Here is a 1,508-nt window from a genome sequence, read left to right as displayed (position 1 = left end):
ATTGTTCGGATGGCGCCGCCGCGGTGAAGAACGCCGCGTGCTGAGCGCTTACGCTTGAGCACCAGGGCGCGCAGCGCCTGCTCCGCACTGTTGTTGGTGGGCTCGACGCCCGGGTGCTCGATGAAGCCCCACAGCGCGGGCCAGAGCTTGAGCACGTTGGCACAGGTGCGCGCGGTGCGGCGGCACAGCTGCTGCTCAGCGCCGCGCTGCAGTGCCTGGCGCAGCCGCCGCTGCAGCGGCTCGAAGTCCTGGGCGGTGCGCCGGCCCGCATCGCGCCAACGAAACAGCAAGTAGCCCAGCCCCAGCAGCCGCGCGCCGATGCGCCCAGGTTGCCCGGCACGCTCGGCGATACGGCGGAAATCGCGCAGCAAATGCGCCCAGCACACCTGGCGCTGCGCGGGGTCGATGTAGTCGTAGGCCGCGTAGCGATCCGACCCCACCAGGGCCTTGGGCCGCTCGCCGATGAGGCTGTGCAGCACGTACCGGGCGCGCGAGGGGATGACGTTGAAGACGGCCACCTTGGGCGTCACACGCGCCCAGACCCAGTCCATGTGGGTGCTGCCCGCAGCCGCGCCGGCATAGCGCCAGCTCGTCTCGTCCACGTTCACCACCGGCGCGCCAGCCAGCGCTGCGGCGTGCTGTACCGGCGCCTTGAGCGCGGCGGCCACCTTGCCATGCGCCTGGGAGATGGCGCCGATGCTGAAGTCGATGCCCAGCAGTTGCGCGAGCAAGTCCCGCACCTTGTGTTGCGAGAGGTGGTAGCGCATGCCCAGCATGCCGATGAGCGCCAGGGCGCGCGGGCCGAGTTGTCCGGCGGGTACGCCCGCGGGCAAGGCAGCGCGGTGCAGCCGGCCACAGCCCGCGCAGCGCCCGGCCTGCAGCCGGTACTCCGTCACCTGCGCCTGGATGGCGGGCAACTCGAAGAGCTGATGGCGCCGCGGCTGGCCCTGCACCACGACCGCCGCGCCGCACTCGCACAGCGCGCGCGGCGCGCACTCCACCACCTCGCTCACCTGCTGCTCGGGCAGCATCGCGCGGTAGCTGCCCGGGTGGCCCTTTTGCGCCCCGCGCTTGCGCGCGCTGGCGCGACGCTGGGCGCGGTTGCCCGCCGCGGGGCCGTCCGAGGACGGCGGCTTGGAAGAGTTGCGCGAGCTCAGCTGCAGCCGCTCCAGCAGCAGCGCGTTCTGTGGACGCAACTCGGCCACCTGCTGCACCAGCAGCGCGATGACCTCGTGGCACTGCGCCACCGTCTCGGGCTTGGCAACCTCGCCGCCGGGCACCTGATCTCCAGCGGCTGCCGTGTCGTGCTGCATGCCAGCCAGTCTCCTACGCACCGCTCACCAAGCAGCGTCTCGCCGGACTTGGTTGCTCACGTTGCACCGGGCTGAATATCTACGCTCGCGATGCCGTCTACACCGCTGCCCGCGAGCGCAACCCAGCGCGCTGGTCCAGGGCTCCCGAGTTCGACAGTTTGTGGCCTGAAAAGCTGATTTCCGAAGGACGAGACC

Annotated in this window: 1 protein-coding gene; it reads right to left on the bottom strand. The window is 71.0% G+C overall.

What is annotated here, in order from left to right:
- Window positions 1-1,313: IS66 family transposase (locus tag Q0741_RS01090; RefSeq protein WP_298231356.1), on the bottom strand; the 1,313-nt coding region annotated here is incomplete at its 3' end.
- Between the last annotated feature and the right edge of the window lie 195 nt (window positions 1,314-1,508).

The sequence above is a fragment of the uncultured Azohydromonas sp. genome (assembly GCF_937926365.1).
Taxonomy (GTDB): domain Bacteria; phylum Pseudomonadota; class Gammaproteobacteria; order Burkholderiales; family Burkholderiaceae_C; genus Azohydromonas.
This window is presented reverse-complemented; position numbering and strand designations above follow the sequence as displayed.